The organism is Wielerella bovis (assembly GCF_022354465.1).
GTDB lineage: Bacteria > Pseudomonadota > Gammaproteobacteria > Burkholderiales > Neisseriaceae > Wielerella > Wielerella bovis.
Genome location: NZ_CP092361.1, coordinates 1,284,784 through 1,311,103, shown reverse-complemented (window position 1 = coordinate 1,311,103; position 26,320 = coordinate 1,284,784). Strand labels below are relative to the sequence as shown.

The following is a 26,320-nucleotide window of genomic DNA, read 5'->3' as shown; positions in this document are numbered from 1 at the left end:
CGGTGGTCGCTGTCGCCTTGTCCTGATTTAAATTGAATCCACTATATTTATGCATGTAAACGAATTTCTTGACGCACATTTTGTGTATTGCTAAACACATTTTCTTGAATTTCAGTAGCCAAATCACATTCCATCAACAACATATTGGCAGGGCGTTTGTGATGCAAACTGGCGCGAATTTGGGCAGCCTGAAATGGCAAATGATGTTCCGCAGCAAAGGCTTGGGCGCGTTGGTTGGCAATTTGCAACATATCGTTCAAGCGCACATCTAAATGAAAAGCACGCGCGCGCAATACGATAATGCGAGCAGCAAACCAATCGGCTTCTTCGGTAAATGTTTCTGGGCTGCGTTGTGTGAAATCGTGGCGCATTGCAGCAATCATCATGGCGACGGTGCGAATTTCAGGCAGCATGGCTTCGCTGATTAAATCGGGGTGTGTGAAACCAATGGTGTTGCGGCACAAATCGCTGCGGTGGGTGTTGCCATCGGTAATCAAGCAGCAATGGCGTAATGGATTATGAGATGCTGTAAAAGATGTTTGAGGTAAAGCAGCGGTTTTCATGATGTTTTCCTTGTGAAATCTTGTGTGGATATTGGGGAAACATCGGGCGATTACGCTATGGATAAAGAAAAACCGCCACGATGTTGATTATCGGGGCGGTAAGAACTTTGTTTGTGTGCTTAACTTACACGCACAAAAAAGCGTACCGCTCCGAAGGGCAGTACCACCAGTAATAAGTAGCGTGTGAAACAAAGTTTTTCATGATTAGGTTCGCAATATGAATAAAAATGAATGACGTAACTTTACGCTGATTATTGGGTATGTGTCAATAGGTTTGAGTTATTTTTTATGCAATAAACCCAAAATGCAGCCTGAAAACCATTTTCAGGCTGCATTTTGGGTTTATTTTTTCTGTTCACGCAAACTATTTTTAACTGAACGGAAAATAGCATCAAGATTGTGGTCTAACACATCTTGTACAACATGCGGCGTTTCTTCGTTTAACATGGTTTGCAAATCATACGAGAGCATCGCCATTTTGCGTTGCAAGGCTTGACGAACCATGCCTGCAACAGCGTTGCTTAAATGCGGTTTTAATTTATCACGAATACCCTGCATCAATTCTTGTTCGGAAATCACACGTACGCGGCGAGTGGACGGCAAATCGGGTAGGGCATAAACATGAATGGCGTAGGACGGTAATGTGGTACTGCCAGTTTTCAGGCTGCCTGAAACCAAATCGCTTTCATGTTCAACATTTTCCATTACAATGGTTTCGTTGAGTGTAGCATTTTTACGCATGTATTCGCTTTGCAAAGCACTTTGCGCATTGAGCCAATCTTCTTGTATTAAAACATCAATTTCCTCTTCTACAATGCTTTCGCTAGCATTGTGTTCGGCTTCGGCTTGACGTAAAAATTCACGATAGGCGGCGTCTAACTCGTGGTCACCAAAACTCATGGGTTCTGGTTGAATTTGTGGTTCTGGTTTGGCATATTCTGTGCTTGTGATTAAGGGTTCTGTAACAGCAGGAATGGTTGCTGGTGCAATAGTAATATCGCTTATGTTGGATAGATTGTCTTCAAAAGTTTCTTCGCTTTCTTGTTGTTTGCGGTTGCGAAGTTCTTTCAGGCTGCGTTCCCAATCGGTTTCTGTTTCTTCATTGTTTTGGATTTCATTGGGTAAATCAATGAGATTATCGGAAGGCGTTTCAATGGGTTGAGTTGGTGTTTCAACGGGGTCATCTTCCAATGTAAAAATCATGGTAGATGAGCTATGGGTATCAAATTGGGTCATTATTTAGGTGTCCGTATTAAGGTGGTTTTTGCTACAATATTGCCTTTTTAACAGGAAAGGCTGTCAGCATGGAAAATTTGGAACAACGCTTGGATTATTTGGAAGAATCCAATGATGTGTTGCGTATGCAAAATCGTGTGTTGGCGGTTGCGCTACAAGGTTTTTTGCGTGCGCTTCCGCAAGATTTGGCGGAAACGGTGGTGGAATCGGTTCAGGCTGCCTTTGAAGATGAAGTGGCAGAATTGAATTATTCCAATGGTGTTTACGCTGATTTATTTCACGAAGCGGTAGAAGAATTTTTCCGCGATAAACGCTGATAAAAAAGAGACGCATCGTGTAAAATATACGCTGTATTTTCAGGCTGCGAGTGCAGCTTGGTAGCGCGGTGCGAAGTTTACCTGATTTTGGCTACTTTTAACACTCTTTGCTGGGGAATCGCAATGGAAAAAACCGTTTATTTGTATACTGACGGCGCATGCAAAGGCAATCCAGGGGTGGGTGGCTGGGGTGCAGTTTTGCGTTATGGTACACATGAAAAAGAACTTTTTGGTGGCGAAGCGGATACAACCAACAATCGCATGGAATTGACTGCGATTATTGAAGGATTGACTTGCTTGAAACGTGCCTGCGATGTGGTTATTTGTACCGACTCACAATATGTGAAAAATGGCATGGAAAATTGGATACATGGCTGGAAAAAAAATGGTTGGAAAACCGCCGCTAAAAAGCCTGTAAAAAATGAAGATTTGTGGAGAAAGTTGGACGCATTAGCGGCGCAACACAATATTCAATGGACGTGGGTGCGTGGACACACGGGACACCCTGAAAATGAACGAGCCGATGCTTTGGCAAATCAAGGCGTTTTGGCAGTAGGAACAACATCATAATGCGTACTCACTACGATAATTTACATATTTCACGCGATTCTGATGCGGAAACCATTCGCAGCGCGTATCGCCGTTTGTCTAAACAATATCACCCTGATTACAACCCCAGTCCTGATGCACACCGCATCATGCAAATTATCAACCGCGCCTATGATGTGTTATCTGACCCACAACGCCGCGCTGAACACGACCGTTGGATTGCGGAACAAGAACGAATTGAAGCGGAAACTGAATATCAATTGGTCATCAAAGCACGTGAAAATACATCGGCAATGATGTCGGATTTGAAAGGTAATTCGGTATTGAAAAGACGAGCAATTTTGATGGGTATGGTTTCATTTTGCGCTGTATTGACTGCGTTGTTATGTTGGCAAGTAGTGAATGCTTTTCATCAGCGACAAGATGTTACATCAGTACCCAATACAACTGTTGCCAATCATGCACAAATGCAGCCTGAAATGATGGGTGCATTAGCAAATGGTACATCTATGTCAATAGGTCATCAGCAAATGATTGCGTCAACAACCATGACGCCTACAGTTTATGTTCGTCCAACTGCAGCACCTAATGGCATGCCCTTTCCACAAAATACAGGTTACATTGATGGCTATGAACAAGTTCGTGGTATTAATGGCACAAGTAGGGTAATAGTGGAAAATATTCGTAATACCTCAGATGTGTTTGCGGAGCTTTATACGATTGATAATCCACAGATTTTGCGTACATTTTTTATTAAAGAGCGCAGCCAAATTGTGTTAGATAATTTGGATTTTGGTACTTATGCCGTTCGGTATCGTCAATTGGATGATGGAGAAGAATTACATAGTGAAAATGTTATTTTGAGTGGTGCAGCGCGTGAAGCAACTATTTATTTGCAAAAAGGTCGTGCGCCAACTGTTGTATATTAATTAAATAAAGTAAGGCAGCCTGAAAACTATTTTTCAGGCTGCCTGAATAGGTTTTGCAAAGGTCTAGCCTGAAAAATAAGTTTATTAAATCAATACTGTAAATATGGGTAATGAGTTATTCGTTTCGGCAAGTTATTGATTTTTTTATTTTTTAAACTAATCTGACGAATTACCACCTTTCCATAATATATTGATAATGATGCAAGAAATGATTAATGAGAAAAATAAATCATCACCACCCATCATTATCCAAGCGGGTAGGTTTACTATAACAAATACAATTATCATCAACCAAACCATTTGTGGGGATACAGGGTCGGGAGTCATTTTGACATTGTATTTCGGTGCATTAGCTTTAATATCTAAATTAAACCAAGTGGCGATTTGGTTAAATGATACAGGCGTGCTTTTGCTCCAAGCCAATTCTTCGCGTGAAATTTCCTTGCATAACTTCCCACTGCCTTGCTGATAATCTTGATAAACATTGACATCGCCAGCACGAATATGCCAATAAAATGCACCTGCGGCATAACTCACACGTCCACCGTAGCTATATAACATTGGACTACCTTGCGGTTCGCCATATTGGTTTAATCGTGGGAAATCGGTCAATGTTTCAGATACGCTCCAACCATCTTCAGGCGTTTCCACCAACCATTTAAAACCATGTCGTGGCGAATACAGCAAATATTCCACCCACCAGCCTTCTGGCAAAATACCATATTCCGCACCGCTTTCATTATTGAGCAAACGGCGTGCATCTAACGAAGAAATCTCTTCTTTACGAACCGCGCCAACGACCATGTACAGCCGGCCGTTAATCTTACCTTGTTTACCCAATGGCAACGTGAGTGCCTGCTGTTGCGCATGACGCATGGCATTGGCTTCAATCAATTTAGCAGTATTGCCGCTGGTGTCTAAATCGCTGCTGCAACTGGGACAAATGACAGTTTGTGTTGCACCTGTAATCCAATGAACAGGCGAACCACAACTTGGGCAATTTTCACTGTGTCGCGTACCTTTCAGGCTGCCTGCACTTTGTCGGATTTGGGCTTCATCGCGTGTATTTTGTAGCGATAATTCTGCCAGTTGCACTGTTTTGCCGAGAAAAGCGAGTGGCGGCGTTGTCGCATAATCCAATGTTAAAAAAGCACTTTCACACCGCCAATCTGCTACACGATTGGTATATTTTTCAGGCAGCCTGAAAGGTAATTCGCCTTGTGCCGCAGCTTGTTCTAACACAATTTCGCGTACATCGCTGGCAAAAAATCGTTTGCTAAAATCAAAAGTGGTTTCGCCTGCAATAATTTGATTAAATTCAGGCGTATTCGGTGGCGTAGGAATTTGTTTGACCAAAACGTGAATATCGCCTGCTTCGGATAACCAACCATCTGAACCATCGTCAAATTTAACGTACCATTCATTCCACACGCCTACATCGTATTTGGCTTGCAAACGTCCGACAATGCTGAAATTTTGCGCGGCAAATTTGCCCATTGTGCCGATTTGCAGGGGACTGAAATCGTTGAGTAAAGCGGAATCGCGCCCAGTATCGGTCAGACTATTGTCTTCGCGCACCAGCATACTGTTGCAATAACTGCATACAACGGTTACAGCGGTAGCAGAATGAACATGTACGGGTGCGCCACAACTGGGGCAATCGGTGTGAAATAGAGGTTCAGACATAGCAAACTTTCGGGCGGTTACAAAATGTTTTCAGGCTGCTTATTTATTTTAGATGATTAAAAGGCAGCCTGAAAACTTTATTTTACACGGAAAATGTGATTTTCAGGCTGAAACCTTTACAAAACCTATTCAGGCTGCCTGAAAAAATCGTAGGTTAGATACTTGTATTCGACAATTTGTAAATATAGTTTTTTAAAATAAAAATAAATATTTGTTCGATAAGAGAAATATTGGATTCAAGAATCAAACCTAACATTTGGGTTTAGCAAAGATTTCATGCTTGTTAAACCGTATCGCTTAATAAAATCAATCGCCACAAATTTTCAGGCAGCCTGAAAACCGATAAAATATCGCGATTTAATACACAAGGTTTATCTTTATGCGAATTATCTCTGCCAACGTCAATGGCATTCGTTCGGCGTATAAAAAAGGATTTTTGGAATATATGGCGCAATCGGGCGCAGATATTGTCTGCGTGCAAGAATTAAAAGCGCAAGAAGCGGATTTGTCGGCGGATATGCAAAATCCGCACGGCATGCATGGCGTGTGGCATTGTGCGGAAAAACGCGGTTACAGCGGCGTAGCGATTTACAGCAAACGCACGCCAGATAACGTCCAAATCGGCATGGGCGTGGCAGAATTTGACCGCGAAGGACGATTTGTCCGTGCCGATTTTGGACGATTGAGCGTGATTTCTTTGTATTTGCCCAGCGGCACTTCCGCGCCTGAACGCCAAGAATTGAAATATCGTTTTATGGACGCGTTTTATCCGATGTTGCGCGATTTGTTGGCAGAAGGACGCGATGTGGTGGTGTGCGGCGACTGGAATATCGCGCATCAAAATATTGATATTAAAAATTGGAAAGGCAATCAGAAAAATTCTGGATTTTTGCCCGAAGAGCGTGAATGGATTGGCAATGTCATCGCCAAATTGGGTTGGGTGGATATGTGGCGCACTTTGTATCCAGATGTGGCGGGTTATACTTGGTGGAGCAATCGTGGGCAGGCATACGCAAAAGATGTTGGTTGGCGGATTGATTACCATATGGTGTCGCCCAATTTAGCCGCCAAAGCGCAAGCCGCACATGTTTATAAAGCAGAAAAATTTTCTGACCACGCGCCGTTGGTGGTGGATTATGCTTATGATATTTGATTGATAAAAAAGGCAGCCTGAAAACCAAATCACAGTTTTCAGGCTGCCTTTTTTGATTATTTATTCAATTCAAATACGCTGCCATCGGCTTTGAGCAAAGTTGGTGTCTGATTGTTTTCAATCACATCGCGTGTAACCACAACTTTTTTCACTTCTTTCAAATCGGGCAACAAATACATGATTTCCAACAATGCGCGTTCCACAATAGAACGCAAACCGCGTGCGCCTGTTTTGCGTACCATCGCCAATTTTGCAATCGCTGTTAGCGCGTCATCGTCAAATGATAATTCGGTGTCTTCCATTGCAAACAAGGCTTGATATTGTTTGACCAGCGCGTTTTTCGGTTCGGTCAGAATATTGACTAACGCGGCTTCATCTAATTCTGCCAAAGTAGAAATGACAGGTAAACGACCAATCAATTCAGGGATTAAGCCGAATTTAATCAAATCTTCGGGCTCAACGGTGGCAAATAATTCGGTAATGTTGGCATCATCGTCTTTGCTGTGAACCTGTGCGCCAAAACCAATGCCGCCTTTTTCGGTGCGTTGGCGAATGACTTTTTCCAATCCTGCAAATGCGCCGCCACAAATAAACAAAATATTGGTGGTGTCCACGTCAATAAATTGCTGATTAGGATTGCGACGACCGCCTTGTGGTGGCACGCTGGCGATGGTGCCTTCAATCAATTTCAACAAGGCTTGTTGCACGCCTTCGCCTGATACATCGCGCGTGATGGACGGGTTGTCGGATTTGCGTGAAATTTTGTCAATTTCGTCAATGTACACAATGCCGCGTTGAGCTTTTTCCACATCAAATTCGCATTTGCCTAACAATTTAGTGATGATGTTTTCCACATCTTCGCCGACATAACCCGCTTCGGTTAAAGTGGTGGCATCTGCCATGGCAAATGGCACGTTCAATTTACGCGCCAACGATTGTGCCAATAAAGTTTTGCCTGAACCAGTCGGGCCAATCAGCAAAATATTGGATTTGGATAATTCTACGTTATCCGCTTGATTGGGCTGGCGTAAGCGTTTGTAGTGATTGTACACGGCGACAGCAAGGGATTTTTTGGCTTGTTCTTGACCAATCACGTGGTCGTTTAATTGTGCAACCAACTCGGCTGGTGTGGGTAGAGGAGAGCTTGCATCAAAATCAACAGTTTTATTGTCTTGACTGTTTGTGGTGGTGTTGGCAACCAGTAGTGAACCGCAAGCTGCTACGCATTCGTTGCAGATGAAGACATCGCTTTCGCCTTCAATTAAATGATTGACTTCTTGCTCTGTTTTACCACAAAACGAGCAATTTTTTTCTTGTTCACTCATAATTTATTATTCTCTTAATATTTTCATAGATAAGATGTGCGTGGGGCGCGAAGTATACCGCAAAATAGAAGTTTCAGGCAGCCTGAAAAGGATAGATGAATAAAAATTAACCACGCGTAATTTGCTTAGATAAAATAAAGGCAACCGTAAAACGAGAACGATTTACGGTTATGAATCATGATTAGCCTAAATGTGTTAAGGGTAGGGAAGTGGTGCTTTTCACTTCTTTTAATACAAAACTAGATTTGGCATCCACTACGCCATTGTGTGATAACAAGACGTTCATAATGAAATGAGAAAATGCGTTCATATCAGTGAAAAACGCATGTAATAAATAATCTGCTTCACCTGTTAGTGCGAAACAGCTTAAAACTTCTTGCCACGATTGCACGGCTTCGGCAAATTCGGCGCGAGCTTCAACTGATTTATCGGTGGTTACACGGATGATGACTTGTAAACCTAAATTTAATGCAGTTGGCGACAATAAGGCTGCATATTGACGAATCACACCGCTGTCTTCTAGCTGTTTTAAGCGGCGCAAGCAAGGGGAGGGGGATAATGCCACGCGTTCGGATAATTCCACATTGCTCAAACGTCCATTTTCTTGCAATACTTGCAAGATTTTTAGGTCTGTTTTATCTAAAACAACGGTTGATTGCATAACGATTCCTTTATAAATGAGTCATATTGGATAGGGTGGCTAAACGCGCAAAGTTTAGCTAGCCATATTATTATCATAATCTAGCTCACTTTAAAGCACAATAGTCTGCAAAAGGTTATTTTATTGAAATTTAACGCTAGTCAAATTGTTGTGTAAAAAAATACATTCTTATATAGTCATTAACGGAGATTTTTATCATTTTAGGCAGCCTGAAAGGAAAAATTGTGGCATAACTGCAATAGATGGGTGTTAAAAATAGAAATTTAAGATGAGACAACAATGGTCGCAGTTGTAAATCACATATCAGGAGGCTGGTAACGCTGTATTATTTTTATTTTAAATGGCTATATTTTCTACAAAAACTGAATAGCGGAAACCTTTACAAAACTTAATTCAGACTGCCTAAATTTGCAGGCAGCCTGAAAAATAATCTTTTTGAATGGTCAATATCCCATGTAGTTAGAGGTAATTGTTGTCCACAAAAAAAGTACTAATAAATACGTTGCCAATGCCACCGTAACCGAGTTTACCCCCAAGCGCAAATAAGTACAAACTCGCACAATCACCATAAACGCTGCTATTTGCCACCAAATCAATACAACATCAAATGATTGCAACATGATTGCTGCCCAAATACCCAAAGGCGCTGTCAAAGCCCAAACAGGCAGCCTGAAACGATTGATTTCCATACCTTGCATTGCCACAGAAGCCAAAGTCAAACCGCCATAAATCAAAGTTGCCGTTGCTGCTGCCGTTTGCATATTGCCCAACGACCACCATGCCAGCACAGGTGCGCACACCGCTAACACGGCATAAATTTTGGCCACATTTTTTAAATGCAACACATTTGCCATTCGCGCCCATACAAACACGCTTGCCATTGCCGCAAAAATTACAAACATAATAGCGATATGGATGCCAGTCATTTGGTTGGATTTGATGTCGCGCAAGGCATTTCCCCAATAATCCATCCATCTTGCACCGATGATATACAGCAAAACAACTTGCACCAATGAACCATTCCAGCGTTGTTTATTTTGTCGCACAGGTAAAGCATTTGCCAGCACCAGACATGCTACGCCCCATGCAAGAAATGGCAATGTCAATAAAATCGCCACAGCCGTCCATGTTGTGCCATCCTCCAATTTTTTGCCCAACAGCATCGCCAACAAACCCAAAACAAACACCACCCACGCCATCATAGGCGCAACAATGATGCGCGACCAAGCCATTTGCCATACCGATAAAGACGACATGCGCAATTGGTCAAACGCATTTGCGCTCACATCTTGTTTCAGGCTGCGTTCCAACAAAATATAACCTGCCAAAGCAGATAACATCATGGTCGTGCCACCCATTGCAGAAAAATGCCGTCCCCAATCACGATACTCAGGCTTGGCAAACGCAAACAGCGCAAACACCAGCACCACCCCCACAATCAAGCCCCAACGCACATTTGTCCACCACAGGCGTTGAAATTCCGCATTGACATGAATTTTTGGTAATTTGATTTCACTCATCACACTTCTCCTTTGTGGATATTCAAGCTATCTTGATAACTTTGCAGCAGCGTGGTTTTCACAGGCTGCATTTCGCAAACAGGCAAATCACGCGCCACCAATTCGCGCAACAATGCCACCCGTTCCGCTTCACCCTGCGCCAATTTCACCCACACACCATCGTCTTTTTCCTGATAACTTTCTATTAAATCAATTTCTTGAAGTTTATTTAACCCATTTTCAGGCAGCCTGAAAAATTTCAGCAATACCGTTTGTTGATTCGGATTGTCATCGTGCAAAGCCTGATGCGCCTGAATGCGCCCATCCCTAATAACCAGCATGTGCGTGCAATATTCGTCCAGCTCCGACAAAATATGGCTGGAAACCAAAATGGTCATGCCACTTGCTTTCAAATCCAGCAGCAACAGCGACAATTCGTGCCGTGCTTCAGGGTCAAGACCGCTCGCAGGTTCGTCCAATAGCAAAAATTTCGGCTGATGCACAATCACTTGCCCAATGCCCACACGTTGTTTTTGTCCGCGCGATAATGCGCTGACTTTGTGATGGATTTTGTCGCGCAACCCCAATTTTTCCACCGTACCGACCACTGCTTCATGCATCATTTCATCGGACACGCCACGCGCTTTGGCGGCATAAGTCAAACATTGCAACACCGTCAAACCTTCAGGCAGCCCAAATAAATCAGGCAGATAGCCCAATTGCGCGAAACTGGCGCGTGGATTGTCCAAAATGGGCTTGCCATTGAGCAACACCGTACCTGAACTGGGATTTTCCAATCCTGCCATGCAGCGCATCAAAGTGGATTTGCCCGCACCGTTTGGACCAATCAAGCCCGTAATGCTGCCTGTGTCCAATTGCAAATTGATGTCGTGTAACACTTGGCGCACATCGTAATGGAAATTTAACTGCTGGATTTTAATCATGTTTTTTTCCTTTTTGAGATATTTTCAGGCTGCCTGAAAGCATTGATTTTAATATAACAAAAACCATGTTACATTCAATGATTTTCAGGCAGCCTAAAAAGTAAATTATTTGATTTTAAACACGAATTTGTCCATCACCCAACACCACCCATTTTTGCGATGTCAAACCGTGCAAACCCACAGGGCCTCGCACATGAATTTTATCCGTAGAAATGCCGATTTCCGCACCTAAACCGTATTCAAAACCATCGGCAAAGCGCGTTGACACATTGACCATCACGCTGGAACTGTCCACCAAGCGCAAAAATTGGTTCGCCAAGGTGTAATTTTCGGTAACAATGCTGTCGGTGTGATGGCTGCCGTGTTGGTTAATGTGTGCCACAGCTTCGTCAAAATCCGCCACCACTTTAATGGACAACACGGGCGCAAGGTATTCGGTATCCCAATCTTCTTCGGTGGCAGCCTGAATATGCGACAAAATATCGCGCGTTTTCAGGCAGCCGCGCAATTCCACGCCTTTTTTGGCATACAAATTTGCCAATTCGGGCAAAATTTCCGCCGCGCGTTTGGTGTGGATTAGCAAAGTTTCCATCGTGTTACATGTTCCGTAACGCGATGTTTTGGCGTTGAAAGCAATTTGCAAGGCTTTGTTTTTATCGGCAAATTCATCAATATAAACGTGGCAAATGCCGTCCAAATGTTTAATCACAGGTACACGCGCTTCTTGTGCCACACGCGCCACCAAACTTTTGCCGCCACGAGGAATAATCACATCAATTAAATCAACCGCTTGCAACATATCGCCAACGTGCTGTCGGTCGGTATCTTCCACAAAACATACGGCGTGTTCAGGCAGCCCTGTCTCGCGCAAAGCCTGTTGAATCAATTTTGCCAATGCCAAATTGGTGTGAAATGCCTCGCTGCCGCCGCGCAAAATACACGCATTGCCCGATTTCAAACATAATGCCGCTGCATCAATGGTTACATTTGGGCGAGCTTCGTAAATCATGCCAATCACACCCAGCGGTACGCGCATTTTACCGATGCGTAAACCATTGGGGCGCAAACGAAATTCGTCCATTTCGCCGACAGGGTCAGGCAATGCGACAATTTGCAACAAACCTTCGCGCATGTTTTTCAGGCTGCCTGATGTGATTTTTAAACGGTCAATCATAGCGGCATCCAAACCTTTTTGTTGCGCGTGTTCCACATCTTTTGCGTTGGCGGCAAGCAGCGTGGTTTCGTGTTGTTCAATTAAATTTGCCAGCAAAACCAAAGCGTTGTTTTTGGCTGCACTGTCGGCGTGGGCGAGTTGATAGAAAGCCGTTTTGGCTTGGGTGGCGATTTGGGTAATGTGATTTTGCATGATGTTGTCCTTGAATGTAAAAATGGTCTGAAATGGTGGTAGATTTAGCCATAAAATATTGGTTCTGACAATGTTTCAGGCTGCTTTTTGCTGATGATTTATAGTCGTTTAAAATAGAAATAAGACAAGGTGGCAGCGACCGCCGTGTACATCTATAGTAAATTAAAATAAGAAATCTGCTTCGTTGCCTACGCCCTTATGTACTAGATGTACACGGCGGGCGTGGTCGCCTTGCATCTTTCTTATTTTACTTTACTATAGTAATAAGGGAGCCGACAACGCTGTATTATTTTTATTTGAAACGACTATATTTGGGTAAACAAATAAGGCAGCCTGAAAATAGCGGAATATTTCAGGCTGCCTGTGATGATTAAATTTTCTGCGCTGCCAAAACACGCTGCACCGTATCCACAATGGCTTGCGTTTGTGCGTCAATTTCCACGTTGATTTTATCGCCCACTTGGCGCGTGCCGAATAAAGTGCGTTGCAAGGTTTCGGGAATAAGATGAACGTTAAATTCATCGTGCGTTACATCGCCGATGGTTAGGCTGCAACCATCTAAACCAATGAAACCTTTGGGTAAAATATAAGCGGCAATCTCATCAGGCAGCCTGAAAAATAGCGTTCGATTATGCTCGGATTGTTCTATGCGCACGATTTCTGTTTGCGTGATGATATGTCCGCTCATCACATGTCCACCAATTTCATCGCCAAAACGTGCGGCGCGTTCCAAATTGATGTTATCGCCGATTTTCAGGCTACCTAAATTGGTTTTGGCAAGGGTTTCTGCCATTAAATCAAATTGGACATTTCGTCCATCAATTTGGGTAATGGTTAGGCAGCAGCCGTTGTTGGCGATGGATGCGCCGATTTGCAAATCATACGCCATGTGTTCGGGTAGTGCGACCGTGTGGCTGCGAAAATCTGCGCTGGGTTGATGAATGGCGATGAGTTGCCCCATGCCTTGTACAATGCCTGTAAACATAGATATTCCTTGAAATAGAGTAGGGCGATTGTAGCAGTTTCAGATATAAATAGGCAGCCTGAAAACGGATTTTCCCCACTTTCAGGCTGCCTGAACTATTTTGTATCAAAAATTATTCAAACGGATGCTGAATCAAAATCGTCTCTTCGCGGTCAGGACCCGTAGAAATAATCGCAACGGGCGCACCGCACACTTCTTCAATGCGTTTCAAATATTTCTTCGCATTTTCAGGCAGCGCGTCATACGATTTCACGCCAAATGTGGATTCCGTCCAGCCGTCCAAAGTTTCGTAAATGGGGGTGCATTGTGCCACCAAATCCGCCCCCAAAGGCAAAATATCGGTCGTTGAACCGTCTGGCAAAGTGTAGCCCACGCAAATTTGGATTTTCTCCATGCCGTCCATCACGTCCAATTTGGTGATGCACATGCCTGTAATTCCGTTTACTTGGATTGAGCGTTTCAACGCAGCCGCGTCAAACCAACCACAACGGCGCGGACGACCCGTTACCGAACCAAATTCATTGCCGCGTTTCGCCAAACCTGCGCCCACATCGTCAAACAATTCCGTTGGGAATGGGCCCGAACCCACGCGTGTGGTGTAGGCTTTCACAATGCCCAAAACGTAGTTCAACATATGGGGTGGTACGCCTGCACCAGCCGCAGCCGCGCCCGCAATACAATTTGATGAAGTAACAAAGGGATAAGTGCCGTAATCAATGTCCAACAAAGTGCCTTGTGCGCCTTCAAACAGCAAGCGTTCGCCACGCTGATTTTTTTCGTACAAAGTGCGCGACACATCGGCAATCATGGGCAAAATGCGTTCGCGGAATGCGTCAATTTTCGCCATCACTTCATCAAAATCAACGGCTGGTGCACCATGCAAATGTTCCAGTTGCACATTGTACAAAGCCAAATTGGCGTGGACTTTTTCCGCCAACAAATCGCGGTTGAACAAATCGCCTGCGCGTACCGAACGGCGTGCCACTTTGTCTTCGTAAGCAGGACCGATGCCGCGGCCTGTTGTGCCGATTTTGCCTGCGCCACGCGATGCTTCACGCGCTTGGTCAAGAGCGATGTGGTAAGGCAAAATCAGGGGGGCTGTGGGGGCGATTTTCAGGCGTTTTTCAACATTTTTCACGCCAGCCGCGTTCAATTCGTCAATTTCGCCCAACAAGGCTTCGGGCGACACCACCACACCTGAACCGATGTAGCAATCCAAGTTTTCATGCAAAATGCCGCTTGGAATCAGGCGCAAAATGGTTTTTTTGCCGTTCACAACCAGTGTGTGTCCCGCATTGTGTCCGCCCTGAAAGCGCACCACGCCTGTGGTTTGCTCCGCGAGCCAATCTACGATTTTGCCTTTGCCTTCGTCGCCCCATTGTGCGCCGATTACGACTACGTTTTTTGTCATTTTGTTTGACCTTTTTGGTTAATAAAAATAAGAAATTGGGAATTTTCAGGCTGCCTGAAAAGAACTACGCGTCCAGCGAATATTAAATTTTATAAAAAATCAAATGGCGTTAAAATGCCAACGATATTATCTGGGCTATTTTGATAAATTAAAATAGGTTTATCGGGAATTTGAAAACCATCTAATTCTGTATTAAATTCAAAGTATTTCATTTCCTTTAATGATTTATTTTTTTCTTTAATAATTTCTTGAATTGATTTGGTATATCTTTCATTTATTGAATAGCTATTCCATAATTCTGCGATATAGAAATCAGATAAAAGATAATATTTTCCCTCACTACAATAAGGAATATAGGAGAATGAATAACGCAACATTAATTCTCTAATTTTAGCTAATTTTGTATATTCTTCTACACAAATCACATTATCAATCATAATATGACCCAATTTAGGTTTATCTAGCGCAGACATAATGCTTTCCTCTAAAATAATGGAGATTTTAACAGCGTGCTGAGCGGCATTTCTGGCACATACACCTCGATGAGCTTGGTCATTTCTTGCATGACGCAATTTCTCAAAGTGGTTATTAAATAATTCTAAAACTTCATTATCTTGAATAAGTAATTCTTGAAATTTTGGCTTATAGTCATTTAACCCAGATTTCTTTTCTCCTTTTTTTAGAAGATGTACACCTAATTCTTCCAATACAAAACACACTTCTGTAAAATTTTCAGAATCTTCCAATACTGCATAACGCGCTTCGCGTAAGCGTTTTAAAAAATAAGCATATTGCTTATTGTCCATTGGTGTCATTATTTTTTCCTTTATTGATGTATTTTCAGGCTGCCTGCAACATATGCATAATCAATTTAATCAAAACATCTTTCTGTTTCGGGTCAGATTCCGCCACCAATAAAGTCAAAGCCGCCAAACCCGTATCATTGATAATCGGCTGATTGTGTTGATTAAACAAACGCCCATTGCGGTGCAAAAAATCCACAAACAAAAACGTGCCACTTCGTTTGTTGCCATCGGCAAATGGATGATTTTTCACAATAAAATATAATAAATGCGCCGCCTTGCTTCAATGCTCGGATACGCGGCTTCGCCAAAAACCGATTGCGCCAAATTGCCCAAAATCGCCGACAATCCGTTTTCGCGTTCAATCGCAAACAATGCGCTGGCTTCGCCACGTTGTATAAGCTGTTGTTTTAAATTGGCTAATGCGGAACGTGCTTCGTCAATTTCAGGCAGCCTGCCGTCTTGTTCGCCATGCGGTTCGCTCAATAAACCTTCGTCATATTGTTGCAACCACAAAAATGTTTGCGTGTAACGGCTGACAATGTCCACCAAACCACGTCCGCTTGCCACCGTTAATTCAGGGCTAGCGGCGGCTTTTTGGATTAACGCCAATGCCTGTTCCAATTCAGCCGCATTTTCACGCAAACGCGCCTGATTGAGTGCGTAGCCTTTGAGCAGATAATCTTTCAGTCGCGCTGTCGCCCAAATGCGAAATTGTGTGGCGTGTTTGGATTTGACACGATAACCCACTGAAATCACAGCATCTAAATTATAGTGTTTTAAGTTTCGTTTAACTTGGCGATTGCCCTCTTGGCGAACTACTAAGAAATCCTTAGTAGTTGCCTGTTCCTGCAATTCTTGTTCCGCAAAAATATTTTTCAAGTGCATGATGATATTTTCGCTTGTTGTACCAAAAACTTGCGCCATTTGCGCTTGCGACAACCAAACGGTTTCATGCTCAAAACGCACAGAAACTTGGGTTTCGCCGTCCGCGCTCTGGTAAATTTCTATGGGGTTAGTCATCATTTTTCCCTTTCAGGCTGCCTGAAAACCCATTTACACCACCAAATCCGCCGACCAAACAATAAAATACCCAAATTGCCCTTTTTTCAAAGTCGCGCCTGATTGTTTGCCTTTTTCGGTTAGGAAATAATTTTTGCCGTTCAATTCTTGCAAACCTGCTTCGCACAAACGCTTGTTGCATTCAGCGCGGTCTATGCCGAGTTTTTCTGCGAGTTTGGTGGTTAAACCGTTATTTTGTTGTGTATTTTCGGTGTTTTCGCTTTCGTTTTTGTTTACCACGTCCAGCGAAATTTTGACTTCTTCGCTGATGCGGATAATGCGTTGTGCTTCTTCGTAAGCGTCTTGATAAACTTTGCCATCATCATCGCGTGATTTTATTCAATTTACTTTTCAGGCTGCCTGAAAACAGGGCGATTGTATGCCGATTGCCCATTTTTCTGCAATGCGAACTTTTTTCAGGCAGCCTGAATAGGTTTTGCAAAGGTTTCATTTGATAAAAAATAACTATGAACGAAACTGTTAGGCAATGCTGTATTATTTTTATTTGAAACAACTATAGTGGATTCAATTTAAATCAGGACAAGGCGACAGCGACCGCCGTGTACACATAGTACATAAGGGAGCTGGCAACGCTGTACTGTTTTTAAATTGAATTCACTATATTATTCGCGATAACATTCCCAATATTCAACCAGTGCATCATAAAGCTTATGTCTGCCACCTTCCACCATTGGTGCCAATGCCAAAATTTCTATAGTACGATTAAATTTGAGTTTTTGCTTGGCGTAGTTTGCACGTCCCTTAGTATGGAAATAGTGTTTAGCACCATCTTTAATTTTCAATTGTAACTGGCTATATTTGCCTTTTGTAATATAAATATTTTCAATATCACACCAATTAACCCGATAATGATAATCTGGTTTAAAAATAGCTTGGCGCACAATTAGCCCACGTTCATTCATAATGTATACGGGTGCTGTATGATACATTAAATAAATGGATATAATGACACAATCTATACTGATAAAAGCACAGAAACCTATTATGACTTGGTTGATAACACCTGGATTTTTCCAAGTAAGCCAAATAAAGGCACAAAAGAACAGCATTATCCAACCAAATAATGAATACAAAAAGCAACGTGTGCTACTAAGTGAAAAAGATTGCCTCATATTGCAGTACCTGTTTAAAAAAAATAAAATCAGTATCATAATAAATACAAATTTTAAACGACTACAAAATCCGAAATGTGTTATTTTTACGCAAAATTATTCAATTACCCATTCATTACCTTGTTTTTTCAATTTTTTCAGGCTGCCTGAATTGTCTTCCATACCATAATCTACTACAACACAAATTCCTTGTTCACGCAAATTTTCTACGGCATCACGTGCTGCTGCTAAATCAGCTATTGCCACTCGCACCGTTTCGGGGCGTGTACTTGTTGCTAAATATCCGCCACATACGCGTAAATCAAAGCTAAATCCTGTCGCAGGACGATTGCGTCCAAAATATGCACCCAAACCATCATAGCGCCCGCCACGCGCCACCGCATCATGATACTCTGGCGCATAAGCTGCATAGAGCAGACCTGTGTGATAATTGTCCACGCGCACTTCTGCTAAATCAATATGTACTATTTGCTCGGGGAAAGCTGAACAAACTTTTTCTAAAACATCAATGGCTTGTGTTACTGCTGTAAGTTGTGGTAAACGGTTTCGCGCTATCTGTAAAATGGTACGGTCGCCATATAATTCAGGTAAAGTAGCGAACGCATTTGTCCAAATATCGTCTAGTTGCCAGCTTGTTGCCAAAGCGCGAATGGCCTCACGGTCTTTGTTTTGAAGCATGCCAAGCAGTTGATTGCTTTGTACATCAGATAATTTTGCTGCGGTTGCAATTGCACGAAACACGCCAATGTGCCCGAGCGATAAAATAATATTGCTAATACCGCCTGTTTTTAGACTTTTCAGCATTAAATCAATTAGTTCAATATCCGCGGCAGTATCTGCACACCCATAAAGTTCCGCGCCTGTTTGGTAGGGTTCGCGTGTGGTTAAAAAACCATCAGGTTTGGCGTGCAAAACGCTGCCTGAATAGCATAAACGGTTAATGCCTTGATTTTTTACGAGTAAATGCGCATCAATACGTGCAACTTGTGGCGTAATATCAGCACGGATGCCAAGTTGTCGCCCTGAAAGCTGGTCGGGAACGCGTATGGTTTTGAGCGATAGACCTGTGTCAATGTGCGTTAAAAGAGAATCGCTGTATTCCATAAGCGGTGGGTGGACAAGTTCAAAACCATGAACGCGAAACAGGGCAAGTATTTGTTCTTTTACACTTTCTAATTGACGAGCGCGTTCGGGTAAAATATCAGCGATGTGTTCGGGAAGTTGCCAAGTTTGCATGGGATTTGTCCTATTTAATTGGAAAGATAGATTGGGAAAACTTTAACATAAAATGAAGGAATGTTGATAGATTTCAGCATTGAAAATACACATGAAAAAACCCGAACAATTTGTTCGGGTTTTAAAAACTTGGTGGTCGGAGGCGGGATCGAACCGCCGACACACGGATTTTCAATCCGTTGCTCTACCAACTGAGCTATCCAACCAACGAAATGCGTATTAAACCAAATATTGTTTATTTTGACAAGAAAAATATCCTGATAATTGGGATATTGCTTATTTTATAAAGAAAATATTATTTTTCAGGCTGCCATAATCTGATAAATGTGTGGATTTGTACCAATATTTCTTTTGTGCAAAAAGTGTCTACTGCCAATATTCGTCCGCCTATATTCAGTTTCACAGGAACGCTATTTTGTATACAATGTGCATAGGCTGTTGGAAAGAATGGCAGCCTGAAATTTGATTTTATTTTTATGACATATAAGGCAGCCTGAAAATGAATACACATAATTTAACTCATGCAAAATTGGTTGTTATTAAAGTTGGTTCTAGTCTCGTAACCGCCGAAGGGCGTGGCATTGACCAAGCTGCGTTGGATAATTGGGCAACACAGATTGCCGCTATTAAACGTGTGGGCGTAGATGTGATTTTAGTGTCCAGCGGTGCGATTGCTGAAGGTGTGAAACGTTTGGGTTGGGCAAAGCGGCCAACTGCTATCAATGAATTACAAGCCGCTGCTGCTGTGGGGCAAATGGGTATTGCACAAGCTTATGAACATGCTTTTTCCGAACATCAATTAAATACTGCACAAATTTTGCTAACGCATGAAGATTTGAGCGACCGTACGCGTTATTTAAATGCACGCAGTACGCTGAAAACTTTGTTATCGCAAAACATTGTGCCTGTGATTAATGAAAATGACACCGTAACTACCGATGAAATCAAATTGGGCGATAATGATACATTGGGTGCGTTGGTAACCAATTTGGTGGATGCAGATGCATTGATTATTCTGACCGACCAACGTGGTTTGTACGATAGCGACCCTCGCAAAAATCCGCAAGCACAATTTATACACGAAATTTCCGCTGCGCATCCTGATTTGGAAAATATGGCAGGTGGAGCAGGTACAGGTGTTGGTACGGGTGGTATGTACACCAAAGTTTTGGCAGTCAAACGCGCTGCTTTAAGTGGTGCAAATACAGTTGTTGCATCTGGGCGTGAACCGCAAGTATTGGAGCGATTGTTGCGTGGAGAAAGCGTTGGTACTTTGTTTACCAGCGAATTTAGCCGTGTGAATTCGCGGAAACAATGGCTGCTGGGGCATATTCAAATTTCAGGCAGCGTGAATGTAGATGCAGGTGCTGAACGTGCTTTATTGGAAAAACATGGTAGTTTGTTACCTGTGGGTGTGGTGCGTGTGAATGGACATTTTCATCGCGGTGAATTGATTGCCATATTGAATGAAAATGGTAAAGAAATTGCGCGTGGTTTGGCGAATTATAGCAGCGCAGAAACGGCAAAAATTGTTCGTTGCCATGCGGATGAAATTGCACAGAAAATTGGTTATAAACATGAAGATGAATTAATTCATCGTGATAATTTAGCATTACATTGGTAAACATAAAAAAGGCAGCCTGAAAATCGTTTTCAGGCTGCCTAAAAAAAATTATTGCCACACCAAAAGTGCGTGATTGCGTTTACCACGTTTCACAATCGCATATTTGCCAAAACGTTTTTGTTCATCGCTAATCATAAATTTATCATCAGGTTTTTCAGGCAACGCATTTGGATTATTTTCAGCAACAGGCATGCCATTAATCAATACAGCACCGCTTTGTACAAAACCACGAGCCTCTTTATTGGATTGTGCTAAACCTGATTGCACCAATGCTTCCACTACATTCAGGCTGCCTGAAACATGGGTAACAGGCAAACCATCCAAAGCCAGTTGTGCATAATCCTGCTCGGTCAAACTACTTTCATCGCCTGAAAACAGACTTTCTGTAATGCGTTGTGCAGCTTGTAAAGCCGCTTCGCCATGAATCAAACGTGTCATTTCTTCTGCCAAAATGCGTTGTGCTTCAGGTTTTTTACCGCTTGCCTTATCAGCCACTTCAATCGCATCAATTTGTTCAATAGTCAAGAATGTGAAATATTTCAGGAACTTGTACACATCAGCGTCCGCCACTTTCAACCAGAATTGGTAGAATTGATAAGGTGATGTTTTTGCGCCATTTAACCATACTGCACCACCTTCTGTTTTACCAAATTTGGTGCCATCTGCTTTGGTTACAAGTGGTAAAGTCAAGCCATGTACCGATTTTTGGTACAAACGGCGTGTGGTTTCTGTACCCCAAGTGATGTTGCCCCATTGGTCGCTGCCACCGATTTGCAGTTGCACATTATGGCGTTTATTTAATTCTGCAAAATCATAGCCTTGTAATAATGCGTAGGCAAATTCAGTAAACGAAATGCCCACATCATCGCGCTCAATGCGTTGTTTGACTGACTCTTTTGCTAACATTTGATTTACCGAAAAATGTTTGCCAATGTCGCGCAAAAAATCCAAGCAATTCATATTGCCAAACCAATCAGCATTATTCGCCATAATTGCAGGATTTTCTCCGTCAAATTTCAAAAACGGTTTCAACTGATTGCGAATACTTTCTACCCAACCTGCTACGGTTTCTGGTGTATTCAGGCTGCGTTCCACTGCTTTAAAACTGGGGTCGCCAATCATGCCCGTCGCGCCACCCACCAAAGCCACAGGCGTATGCCCCGCGTTTTGGAAACGGCGTAACACCAAAACAGGCAATAAATGTCCAATATGCAAGCTGTCAGCGGTTGGGTCAAAACCACAATACAAGGTAATTTTTTCATTGTCCAATAATTTGGATAATTCTGTTATATCAGTAGTTTGGGCAATTAAGCCGCGTGCTTGTAAATCTTGCAATAGCGCATTCATTAATGTTTCCTTTGTTTAAAATATTCAGGCTGCCTAAATAAAGTTTCAGGCTGCCTAATCTGTAAAAAATCGCTTGGATTATAAAGAAAAAGCAGCCTGAAAACCAGTTTTTCGATTTTCAGGCTGCCTAATCTTAAAAGTGAAGATTATTGAACAATTTCTATTGCGCCGTGGTCATCACAATGTTCACCATGTTGGTGGTGCAAACGACCATTGACAATATAATCAATGTGGTCACCATGTGGCACAGCTTCGTGTCCACAACCTTCACCGTGAACATGGTTGGCGCAGGTATGAGCTGCATTGCAAGCAGCAGGATTGGTTTCATTGACATCTAAAATATGCTCATCGTAATGACCATTGTGTGCATGATGCAGATGACCATCATGTAAATAATCAACATGGTCACCGTGCTGAATAGCGGTATGTCCACAGTTTGCACCGTGTTGATGGTCGTGATGTTCATGTGTTTTGCAAGTCATAAATCTACTCCTGATTAGTGTGATTAAAATACTATGTATGTATTGTAATGGAGTATTTTGATTATTTCAAGTAACTTATTGATTTTAAATTATTTTGTTCTGATATAGTGTAACAATAAGGCAGCCTGAAACAATTTTGCCTGCAAAATTGGGAGAATTTAGCGTGAAAGTCCCTATTATCTCCTCTGTTTCCTTGATATACGATTTGTACACAGTAGTTACTATCGCTTTAACTTCATTATAAGCGACTGACATTATTCTAAGATGGGCGTAGCTAATGCAGAAAACCATTTTTGTACTTGATTTTCTACTTCTTCAATACCTTGTTTTTTCAAGCTAGAAAACAGTTGCACGGAAATAGCTTGGCGTTCCATAAAAGGTTTTAGACTTTTTTTGACAGCAGCCAGTGTTTTAATTTGCTCATTTTTGGATAATTTATCTGATTTGGATAATAGGATATGCACGGGTCTGCCTGTTAAAGCAAAAAAGTCCAGCATTTGGATATCCAAATTTTTGAGTGGATGACGTGCATCCATAATCAAAACTAAACCAATCAGTTGCGTGCGTGTTTGCAAATAATCACCCAGTAGTTTTACCCAATGCGCGCGTACCGCTTCTGGAACTTGCGCATAGCCATAGCCTGGTAAATCTACCATAAAACCACCGTTGGCTAATTCAAAAAAGTTGATGTGTTGCGTGCGTCCAGGTGTTTTGGAAACGTAGGCAAGGCGAACGTGATTACAAAGCGTGTTAATCGCGCTGGATTTACCTGCATTGCTGCGTCCTACAAAAGCAATTTCGGCAGGCGTATCAGGGAGGTCTTTGAGATGATTGACGGTTGTAAAAAATTTGGCGTTTTGAAAAAGATTCATGGCTTGTAAATTGCTAGTAAATTTATGTGAATTTGGTATAGAATACCACGTTTTGAGACTGACTTGGGTGTTGGTGTAGATAAAATCGTAGCATTTCACTTTCCAAGCTTATAAAAATCATTTTAATATTAAAAGGCGGCACAGGCTGCTTTATTGAATCAGGAGCATTTTTCCATGAAACGACTGACTATTTTGGCAGCTTTATCAGTAGCAGGTTTGGCATTGGCTGAACCTGTTGATTTGAACAAAGGCAAACAAATTGCAGAAAATATGTGTGCATCTTGTCATGCGGCAGATGGTAATAGTGCGATTGCCACTTACCCAAAATTGGCTGGACAGCACGCTTCGTTTATTTTCCGTGAAACACTTGCCATTAAAAAAGGCGAACGTACAACAGGTGCAGCGGCAACCATGACACCAATGGTACAAAATTTAAGCGATGATGATATTCGCAATGTTGCTGCTTACTATGCCAAACAAAATCCCAAAGCTGGCGAAGCCAATCCAAACGAAAACCCAACGTTGGGTGCGCGTATTTATCGTGGCGGTTTGCCAGATAAAAAAGTACCCGCATGTATGGCATGTCATGGCCCAAGCGGAGCAGGTACATTGGGTGGTGGTACAGCAGTTAATGCGTTCCCACGCTTGGGTGGTCAGCATGCTTCATATGTGGTTACGCAATTAAAAGCATATGCTAGCGGTGAACGCACCAGTCCAAATAGCATGATGGAAGATGTTGCCAAACGTATGAGCGAAGAAGACATGAAAGCAGTAGGCAACTTTATTCAAGGTTTGAAATAATCTATCTGTATCTTTTCAGGCAGCCTAAAATAATGTTTTCAGGCTGCCTGAAATGTATTGTGGATAGTGAAATTACATAATTTAAAACGACTATAGTGAATTCAATTTAAACCAGTACAGCGTTGCCTGCTTCCTTATGTACTATGTGTACACGGCAGTCGCTGTCGCCTTGTCCTGATTTAAATTGAATCCACTATATATTTAAGATTATGAATACAGGTTCTTATTCAGGCAGCCTGAAAGTTTATTGATTGACAAAAATGATGTCTAACCACGAAAAAAAATATTCCAACACAAAAACAAAAATCCCCCTCATCCGTCGCCCATGGTTTGCCTTTATCAGTTCCATGCGCTTTGCGGTTGCTTTGCTGTCTATTTTGGCGATTGCATCTATTATCGGCACAGTGGTGCAACAAAATCAGCCATCACAAAATTATGTGGTGCAATTTGGACCATTTTGGGCAGAAATCTTCCATTTTTTGGGATTATTTGATGTATATGCCTCATCATGGTTTGTGGTGATTATGATTTTTTTGGTACTGTCCACAGGTTTGTGCGTGTGGCGCAACACACCTAATTATTTGCGTGAAATGAAATCATTTCGTTTAAATGCTACCGCAAAATCATTAGCGCACATGAAACATTCTGCTGAATTACCGAACGCATTTGCAGGCAGCCTGAAACCTGAAATTGTAGAAAAATATTTATCTATTCAAGGTTTTAAAACAAAAACAGAAAAACGTGAAGATGGCAGTATTATCGTTGCAGCCAAAAAAGGCGCAATGAATAAATGGGGCTATATTTTGGCACACCTTGCCTTAATTGTGATTTGTTTGGGTGGTTTGGTTGATAGCAATTTATTGTTAAAAGTAGGAATGTTGGTGGGAAAAATTCAGCCTGATAGCACCAGTGTGTATGCGCGTGATTTCAAACCTGAAAGTACGTTGAGCGAATATAATTTATCATTTCGTGGCAATGCCGAAGTGATTGAAGGGCAAACGATTGACCAAACATTCTTGAATGCCGATAAAGGCTTATTGTTGCAAAAATTGCCATTTACGGTGGAGTTGAAAAAATTTCATATTGATTTTTATGACACGGGTATGCCCAAAGATTTTGCCAGCGATATTGTGGTTACAGACAAAAAAACTGGCGAAAAAATTGAAAAAACCATTCGTGTGAATCATCCTTTGACCATGAATGGGGTAACCATTTATCAAGCCAGTTATGGCGATGGCGGTTCAGATATTCAACTGAATACATGGAATTTGCGTGGCATTGGTAAACCCGCCGATTTAAAAGCAGTTTCACAGCGAGCATTTCCGTTAGATTTAGGTAGCGCAGGTCAATACCAATTAGAATTTGGTGAATTGCGCGTGTTTAATGTGGAAGATTTAAATGAACACGATAGGCAGCCTGAAAATAAATTGCACGAAATCCGCAGTGTGAATCAAGAAAAAAAATTTCAAAATGTCGGTCCGACCATCACATACAAAGTACGCGATGGAGCAGGGCAAGCGCATGAATATGTTAGCTATATGCTGCCGTTACCGCGCGAAGGTTCGCTGTTTTTTGCCACAGGCGAGCGTTCAGACATAAACTCGCCCTATCGTTGGCTGATGATTCCTGCTGACCACAATGCGAAAATAGATAGTTTTATGGCATTGCGTGATGTGTTATTGCAGCCTGAACAACGCGCGATGATTGTAGAAAAAACAATTTTGGGTGTAGACGAGACAATGCGCCCACAATTTAAATTGGCGGTGGAAAATTTATTGCGCCAATTTGCCGAAGGTGGATATTTGGCGATTAATGAACATATTCAAAATAATGTGCCTGAAAGTGAGCAAACAAAAACGGGCGAATTTATGTATCAAATTTTATATGGTGCCATGAATACCGCTTTGGACGAAGGCTTGAAAAATGCAGGGCTGCCTGAAATGCCAAGTGGCGAGGCACGGAACAAATTTTTGTTAAATAGTATGGACGGCTATACAGGATTGACACGTTTTAATGCACCCGTGTTGCTACAATTAACGGGCTTTAAACAAGTCAATATGTCAGGTTTGCAAATGACCAAATCACCAGGTGCAAGTTTGGTATATATTGGCTCGCTGTTTTTGGTACTGGGCGTACTTTTTATGTTTTATGTGCGCGAAAAACGAGCATGGGCGTTGTTTCATACAGATGGTTCAGTACGTTTTGCTATGTCGTCCAATCGCCATGAGCGTGATTTGATAAAAGAATTTCCTGCGCGAGTTAAAGATTTGGAAACGTTAGGGCGAGATTTGAGTAAATAAAATTAAATAAATTATTGTTAATTCAATTGGATATAA

Annotated in this window: 27 protein-coding genes and 1 tRNA gene; 7 read left to right on the top strand and 21 right to left on the bottom strand. The window is 42.2% G+C overall.

The features are described 5' to 3' along the window. Positions 1-47: 47 nt before the first annotated feature. Both MIS45_RS06445 and MIS45_RS06440 read right to left on the bottom strand, forming a co-directional pair. The gene (locus MIS45_RS06445) at positions 48-563 is read right to left on the bottom strand and encodes a hypothetical protein (RefSeq protein WP_249449926.1); all 516 of its coding nucleotides are present in this window, start codon (positions 561-563) and stop codon (positions 48-50) included. 342 nt (positions 564-905) lie between these two features. After that, complete coding sequence (locus tag MIS45_RS06440; RefSeq protein WP_249447878.1) at positions 906-1,799, bottom strand: hypothetical protein; 894 nt, start codon at positions 1,797-1,799, stop codon at positions 906-908. A 68-nt stretch (positions 1,800-1,867) separates the two neighbouring features. Between MIS45_RS06440 and MIS45_RS06435 the strand changes: the two genes are divergently transcribed. The 3 genes from MIS45_RS06435 (at position 1,868) to MIS45_RS06425 (ending at position 3,594) form a co-directional block, all read left to right on the top strand. Continuing rightward, the gene (locus MIS45_RS06435) at positions 1,868-2,116 is read left to right on the top strand and encodes an NGO1151 family protein (RefSeq protein ID WP_249445237.1); all 249 of its coding nucleotides are present in this window, start codon (positions 1,868-1,870) and stop codon (positions 2,114-2,116) included. A 123-nt stretch (positions 2,117-2,239) separates the two neighbouring features. Next, entirely contained in the window at positions 2,240-2,686 is a 447-nt protein-coding gene (gene rnhA / locus MIS45_RS06430) for a ribonuclease HI (protein ID WP_249449925.1), read from the top strand. Next, complete coding sequence (locus tag MIS45_RS06425) at positions 2,686-3,594, top strand: J domain-containing protein (RefSeq protein ID WP_249449924.1); 909 nt, start codon at positions 2,686-2,688, stop codon at positions 3,592-3,594. Before rnhA ends, MIS45_RS06425 begins: the two co-directional genes overlap by 1 nt. 156 nt (positions 3,595-3,750) lie before the next feature. On the opposite strand, the gene MIS45_RS06420 is transcribed toward MIS45_RS06425, so the two are convergent. Then, the gene (locus tag MIS45_RS06420) at positions 3,751-5,280 is read right to left on the bottom strand and encodes a DUF4178 domain-containing protein (RefSeq protein ID WP_249449923.1); all 1,530 of its coding nucleotides are present in this window, start codon (positions 5,278-5,280) and stop codon (positions 3,751-3,753) included. Positions 5,281-5,659: 379 nt separating this feature from the next. On the opposite strand from MIS45_RS06420, the gene MIS45_RS06415 reads away from it, so the two are divergent. Further along, positions 5,660-6,433 (top strand): exodeoxyribonuclease III, encoded by a 774-nt coding sequence (locus tag MIS45_RS06415; RefSeq protein ID WP_249446370.1) that lies wholly within the window; start codon positions 5,660-5,662, stop codon positions 6,431-6,433. Positions 6,434-6,489: 56 nt separating this feature from the next. On the opposite strand, the gene clpX is transcribed toward MIS45_RS06415, so the two are convergent. The 15 genes from clpX to MIS45_RS06345 form a co-directional block, all read right to left on the bottom strand. Continuing rightward, complete coding sequence (gene clpX, locus MIS45_RS06410; RefSeq protein ID WP_249445227.1) at positions 6,490-7,758, bottom strand: ATP-dependent Clp protease ATP-binding subunit ClpX; 1,269 nt, start codon at positions 7,756-7,758, stop codon at positions 6,490-6,492. 181 nt (positions 7,759-7,939) lie between these two features. After that, complete coding sequence (locus tag MIS45_RS06405) at positions 7,940-8,419, bottom strand: Lrp/AsnC family transcriptional regulator (RefSeq protein WP_249449922.1); 480 nt, start codon at positions 8,417-8,419, stop codon at positions 7,940-7,942. Positions 8,420-8,862: 443 nt separating this feature from the next. After that, positions 8,863-9,939, bottom strand: a complete 1,077-nt coding sequence (locus MIS45_RS06400) for a hypothetical protein (protein WP_249449921.1) — start codon at positions 9,937-9,939, stop codon at positions 8,863-8,865. Further along, positions 9,939-10,862: an ABC transporter ATP-binding protein gene (locus MIS45_RS06395; RefSeq protein WP_249449920.1), complete on the bottom strand. Its 924-nt coding sequence runs from the start codon at positions 10,860-10,862 to the stop codon at positions 9,939-9,941. Before MIS45_RS06395 ends, MIS45_RS06400 begins: the two co-directional genes overlap by 1 nt. 115 nt (positions 10,863-10,977) lie before the next feature. Beyond that, a complete protein-coding gene (locus MIS45_RS06390) occupies positions 10,978-12,228 on the bottom strand; it encodes a glutamate-5-semialdehyde dehydrogenase (RefSeq protein WP_249449919.1) in 1,251 nt (416 codons plus the stop codon). A 370-nt stretch (positions 12,229-12,598) separates the two neighbouring features. Beyond that, complete coding sequence (locus MIS45_RS06385) at positions 12,599-13,213, bottom strand: riboflavin synthase subunit alpha (RefSeq protein WP_249449918.1); 615 nt, start codon at positions 13,211-13,213, stop codon at positions 12,599-12,601. Between the two features lie 112 nt (positions 13,214-13,325). Next, positions 13,326-14,624 (bottom strand): adenylosuccinate synthase, encoded by a 1,299-nt coding sequence (locus MIS45_RS06380; RefSeq protein WP_249449917.1) that lies wholly within the window; start codon positions 14,622-14,624, stop codon positions 13,326-13,328. 89 nt (positions 14,625-14,713) lie between these two features. Continuing rightward, positions 14,714-15,439, bottom strand: coding sequence for a CBS domain-containing protein (locus tag MIS45_RS06375; protein WP_249447886.1), 726 nt, complete (start codon positions 15,437-15,439; stop codon positions 14,714-14,716). A gap of 25 nt (positions 15,440-15,464) precedes the next feature. Further along, positions 15,465-15,680: a Fic family protein gene (locus MIS45_RS06370; RefSeq protein WP_249449916.1), complete on the bottom strand. Its 216-nt coding sequence runs from the start codon at positions 15,678-15,680 to the stop codon at positions 15,465-15,467. Further along, a complete protein-coding gene (locus MIS45_RS06365; RefSeq protein ID WP_249449915.1) occupies positions 15,677-16,453 on the bottom strand; it encodes a virulence RhuM family protein in 777 nt (258 codons plus the stop codon). The genes MIS45_RS06370 and MIS45_RS06365 overlap by 4 nt, the downstream gene beginning before the upstream one ends. 30 nt (positions 16,454-16,483) lie before the next feature. Continuing rightward, positions 16,484-16,729: a hypothetical protein gene (locus MIS45_RS06360; RefSeq protein WP_249446363.1), complete on the bottom strand. Its 246-nt coding sequence runs from the start codon at positions 16,727-16,729 to the stop codon at positions 16,484-16,486. An 82-nt stretch (positions 16,730-16,811) separates the two neighbouring features. After that, complete coding sequence (locus MIS45_RS11355; protein WP_283397289.1) at positions 16,812-16,940, bottom strand: hypothetical protein; 129 nt, start codon at positions 16,938-16,940, stop codon at positions 16,812-16,814. 172 nt (positions 16,941-17,112) lie between these two features. Beyond that, positions 17,113-17,622, bottom strand: a complete 510-nt coding sequence (locus tag MIS45_RS06355) for a hypothetical protein (RefSeq protein ID WP_249445216.1) — start codon at positions 17,620-17,622, stop codon at positions 17,113-17,115. 96 nt (positions 17,623-17,718) lie between these two features. Next, complete coding sequence (locus MIS45_RS06350) at positions 17,719-18,858, bottom strand: ATP phosphoribosyltransferase regulatory subunit (RefSeq protein ID WP_249449914.1); 1,140 nt, start codon at positions 18,856-18,858, stop codon at positions 17,719-17,721. 130 nt (positions 18,859-18,988) lie between these two features. Then, positions 18,989-19,064: transfer RNA gene (locus MIS45_RS06345), tRNA-Phe, on the bottom strand. A 293-nt stretch (positions 19,065-19,357) separates the two neighbouring features. On the opposite strand from MIS45_RS06345, the gene proB reads away from it, so the two are divergent. Continuing rightward, positions 19,358-20,482, top strand: coding sequence for a glutamate 5-kinase (gene proB, locus MIS45_RS06340; protein WP_249449913.1), 1,125 nt, complete (start codon positions 19,358-19,360; stop codon positions 20,480-20,482). A 48-nt stretch (positions 20,483-20,530) separates the two neighbouring features. Here proB and tyrS read toward each other — a convergent pair whose 3' ends face one another. The 3 genes from tyrS to yihA form a co-directional block, all read right to left on the bottom strand. Further along, positions 20,531-21,829, bottom strand: coding sequence for a tyrosine--tRNA ligase (gene tyrS / locus MIS45_RS06335; protein WP_249449912.1), 1,299 nt, complete (start codon positions 21,827-21,829; stop codon positions 20,531-20,533). 146 nt (positions 21,830-21,975) lie between these two features. Then, on the bottom strand, positions 21,976-22,311 hold the full coding sequence (locus tag MIS45_RS06330) for a hypothetical protein (RefSeq protein ID WP_249443729.1): 336 nt from the start codon (positions 22,309-22,311) through the stop codon (positions 21,976-21,978). 254 nt (positions 22,312-22,565) lie between these two features. After that, the gene (yihA, locus tag MIS45_RS06325) at positions 22,566-23,183 is read right to left on the bottom strand and encodes a ribosome biogenesis GTP-binding protein YihA/YsxC (protein ID WP_249443731.1); all 618 of its coding nucleotides are present in this window, start codon (positions 23,181-23,183) and stop codon (positions 22,566-22,568) included. Positions 23,184-23,357: 174 nt separating this feature from the next. Between yihA and MIS45_RS06320 the strand changes: the two genes are divergently transcribed. After that, positions 23,358-23,984 carry a c-type cytochrome gene (locus tag MIS45_RS06320; RefSeq protein ID WP_249443732.1) on the top strand — a complete coding sequence of 209 codons (627 nt, stop codon included), beginning with the start codon at positions 23,358-23,360 and terminating at the stop codon, positions 23,982-23,984. Positions 23,985-24,247: 263 nt separating this feature from the next. Continuing rightward, positions 24,248-26,284, top strand: a complete 2,037-nt coding sequence (locus tag MIS45_RS06315; protein WP_249449911.1) for a cytochrome c biogenesis protein ResB — start codon at positions 24,248-24,250, stop codon at positions 26,282-26,284. Positions 26,285-26,320 lie beyond the last annotated feature (36 nt).